The following is a 4,351-nucleotide window of genomic DNA, read 5'->3' as shown; positions in this document are numbered from 1 at the left end:
CGCCCCGGGTACTCCGCCTGAACCGACCGCACCAACCCGCCGACCGCGGCTCCCGCCGCGTCACCGGAGGCCGTCACCACCACCACACGCCCGTCGCCGGCCAGGCAGTCCCGCAGCCGACCCAGAACAGAGGACAAGGCCAGCTGCGCAACGCCACCAGCAGGCACCCTCACCACCACCGGGGCCGGGCCTTCACCACCCTCGTGGGAGCCGGCCGACGGCATCGGCTCCCACTCCACGCGGTAGAGCAGGTCGTCCGGCGTGGTCACCGACCGCGAGTCGAACGGGCGCAGGGTGACGGATCGCACCGACACGACCGGTTTGCCCTGGGGGTCCACCGCCGTGAGCGCAACGCGGTCAGGCGCCTCACGACGGAGCCGCACCCGAAGACGATCCGCTCCCCCGGCGTGCACGGTCACCGCGCCGAACGCGAAGGGCACCGTGCCCTCGGCCTGTTCGCCCAACGCGCCGAGCGCCACCGGGTGCAGGGTCGCGTCCAGCAGGGCCGGATGCACGAGGAAACGGCCGGCTTCGGCCGCCTCGGTCTCGTCCAGTTCGACCTCGGCGTACACCTCGTCGTCCCGCTGCCACAGTGCGCGCAGCCCCTGGAACGCCGAGCCGTAGTCGTAGCCGCCCGCCGCCAGCGTCTCGTAGGGGTCCGCGTGCTCCACGGGGCGGGCGCCGCGCGGCGGCCATGCCGTGACGGGGTCCCCGGCCTCCGGGAGGTCCGACGTCAGATAGCCCACCGCGTGCTTGGTCCAGGGCGCGTCCGTGTCAGCGGCAGGCCGGGAGTGGATGGTCAGCGGCCTTCGCCCGTCGGAGTCGTACGCGCCCGCTTCCACCTGGACGTGATGTCCGCCGTTCCCGGAGATCCGCAGGGGAGCGAGGATGGTCAGGTCGTCGACCTGAGTGCACCCGGCGACTCGTGCGGCCTGGAGGCCGAGTTCGAGGAAGGCCGTGCCGGGGAGGACCGGCGTGCCTGCGAGGGCGTGGTCGGCCAGCCAGGGATGCGTGCGCAGCGACAGCAGTCCGCTGAGCAGCAGACCGTCCTCCTCAGCACGGGCGACCAGGGCGCCCAGGAGGGGGTGGTCCACGGAAGCGAGGCCGGTGGCGGTCAGATCGGCACCCGTGGCGACCGGTTCGAGCCAGTACGACTCGTGCTGGAAGGGGTACGCGGGCAGCTGCACCGCCTGCCGCGGGCGCGCCGCGAACACGGTCGGCCAGGAGACGTCGAGCCCGCGCACGTACCCCTCCGCCAGCGCGGCCAGGAAGCGGTCCGGGCCGCCCTGGTCCCGACGCAGCGTGCCGAAGGCGAAGGCCTCCTCGACGCCGCTGTCGGCGAAGCTCTCGTCGAGCGCCACCGTGAGCACGGGGTGGGCGCTGACCTCGATGAACGCGCGGTGCCCGGAGTCGAGCAGAGCACGGGTGACCTGGTCGAAGCGGACGGGCCGGCGCAGGTTCTCGTACCAGTAGTCACCGTCGAGGTCCGTGGTGTCCCGTTCCTCGGCGGTGACGGCGGAGTAGAACGGCACGGACGCCGGTCGCGGGCGGACGGGTGCCAGCAGGGTGGCGAGCCGGTCGCGTATGGCCTCGACGTGGGGCGAGTGCGACGCGTAGTCCACCGGGACCCGGCGGGTACGGACGCCCGACTCGGCGCAGTCCGCCTGGAGCTCGTCGAGCGCCTGCGGGTCCCCGGACACCACGACGGAGGCCGGGCTGTTCACCGCGGCAACCGTGAGCCGGCCCTCCCAGCGTCGTATGCGTTCCTCGACACGGTCGACCGGCTGGGCGACCGACACCATGCCGCCCGTACCCGCCAGCTCGGCCAGCGCCTGGCTGCGCAACGCGACCACCCGGGCCGCGTCCGACAGGGTGAGGGCGCCCGCGACGCAGGCTGCGGCGATCTCTCCCTGCGAGTGTCCCGCCACCGCGTCGGGCCGGACACCGTACGACTCCCAGAGCGCGGCGAGCGAGACCATGACAGCGAACAGGACCGGCTGAACGACGTCGACCCGGTCGAAGCCGGGCGCGCCGGGCTCGCCCTTCAGCACGTCCAGCAACGACCAGTCGGTGAACTCGGCCAGGGCAGCCGCGCATTCGTGCATACGCTCCCGGAAGACGTCCGAACTCTCCAGCAGGTGCAGCGCCATGCCGACCCACTGAGAGCCCTGCCCGGGAAACACGAAAACTGTGCCGTGGGACCCGGCGGCCGTCCCCGTGACGACGGTCGCCGGGTCGGGGTCGCCATCTCGCAGCGCCCGGAGGGAGGCGAGGAGCGCTGCGCGGTCGTCGGCGAGGACGACGGCCCGGTCGTCGTGCGGCGCGCGCGTGGTGGCGAGAGCGTGTGCGAGGGAGTACAGGTCGGTGTCCGGCGATGCGGCCATGTACGCCTGGACGCGCCCCGCCAGCTGCACCAGTGCCCGAGGCCCGCGTGCGGACAGCACGACGGGGACCGTCCCCGGGGAGTCCTGCGGCTCCGCTTCCTGGGCGGTGCGCTCCGCGGGTGCTTCTTCGAGGATGACGTGGGCGTTGGTGCCGCTGATCCCGAAGGACGACACCGCCGCCCGCCGCGCCCGCTCGGGATCCGCGGGCCAGGCAACCGGCTCGGTCAGCAGCCGGACCGCCCCCTCACCCCAGTCGACGTGCGGAGTGGGCTCACTGACGTGCAGGGTGCGGGGCAGCGTCTCGTGGTGCAGCGCCATCACCATCTTGATCACACCACCCACACCGGCCGCCGCCTGGGCGTGGCCGATGTTGGACTTCAACGACCCCAACCACAACGGCCGATCCGGATCATGCTCGGTGCCGTAGGTGTTCAAAACCGCCTGCGCCTCGATCGGATCCCCCAGCCGGGTGCCGGTTCCGTGCGCCTCGACCACGTCGATGTCCGTGCCGTTGAGACCGGCACTGGCCCACGCCTGCCGGATCACCCGCTGCTGCGACGGACCGTTCGGCGCCGTCAGACCATTGGACGCTCCGTCCTGGTTCACCGCGCTGCCCCGCACGACCGCCCACACACGGTGACCCCGACGCACCGCGTCCGACAACCGCTCCACCACCAGCAGACCCACACCCTCGGCCCATCCGGTGCCGTCCGCATCGGCGGAGAAGGCACGGCAACGGCCGTCCGGAGACAACCCCCGCTGCCGGCTGAACTCCACGAACGTCGACGGCGTCGACATCACCGTCACCCCGCCCGCCAACGCCAGATCGCACTCACCCAGCCGCAGCGCCTGACCCGCCAGATGCAACGCGACCAACGACGACGAACACGCCGTGTCCACACTCACCGCCGGGCCCTCGAACCCGAACACATACGCCAACCGACCCGATATCACGCTGCCCGTATTACCTGCCGCCAGGAGGCCCTCGACCGCAGGTGGAGCGGGCCTCAGACGGGAGGCGTAGTCGTTGTACATGACCCCGGCGAACACGCCGGTGCGGCTGCCGTGCAGGTCGTGCGGGTTGATGCGGGCGTGCTCCAACGCCTCCCACGCCGTCTCCAGCAGCAACCGCTGCTGCGGATCCATCGCCAACGCCTCACGCGGACTGATCCCGAAGAACTCCGCATCGAACCCCGCCGCCTCATGCAGGAAACCCCCCTCACGGGCATACGAGGTACCGGTGTGGTCGGGATCGGGATGGAACAGCTTCTCCAGGTCCCAGCCCCGGTCGGCCGGGAAGCCGCTGATTCCGTCCCGGCCCTCGGCCACCAGCCGCCACAGGTCCTCCGGACCCCCCACACCACCCGGGAACCGGCAGGCCATCCCCACGATCGCCAACGGCTCGTCCACAGCGAGCGCTTCCCCGATCACCGGGGCGGACGCGCCGGTGTCGCCCGTGAGCTCGACGATCAGGTACTCGGTCAGATCGCGGACGGTCGGCTGGTCGAAGACCAGGGAAGCCGGCAGCCTCCGATCCATCACGCTGCTCAGCCGGTTCCGCAGGTCCACACCCATGAGCGAGTCGAGGCCCAGTTCGGAGAACGCCCGGTCCACCGGCACGGCGTCCGCATCCGGACGCCCCAGCACCCCGGCCACCTGCCGGCGCACCTCACCGGCCACCAACCGCCGTCGCTCCTCGGCCCCCAGACCCCGCAACCGCTCCGCGAACCCCCCGCCACCGCCTGTGGTGGCCCGCCTGGCCGGCGTCCTCACCAGCCCGGCCAGCAACGGGGGAAGCTGCTCCGCCGCGATTGCGCCGCGCAGGGCGGCCGGGTCGAAGTGGGCAGTGACGACCGCCGGGGTCTCGGCGGTCAGTGCCGCGTCGAACAGGGCCAGGGCGTCGTCCGTGGCCAGCGGCGCGATGCCGAGACGCGCGAGTCGGGCCCGGTCGGCTGCCGCCAGCCGGC

Annotated in this window: 1 protein-coding gene; it reads right to left on the bottom strand. The window is 72.5% G+C overall.

Translation table 11 applies throughout. The features are described from left to right. The coding region (locus tag ACH4F6_RS39935; RefSeq protein WP_397965594.1) for an acyltransferase domain-containing protein at positions 1–4,351 on the bottom strand (4,351 nt) is incomplete at both ends.

This window comes from Streptomyces sp. NPDC017936 (assembly GCF_044328485.1).
Taxonomy (GTDB): Bacteria; Actinomycetota; Actinomycetes; order Streptomycetales; family Streptomycetaceae; genus Streptomyces.
Note: the sequence above shows the minus strand (reverse complement) of the source record. Positions and strands in the feature narration are given on the sequence as shown.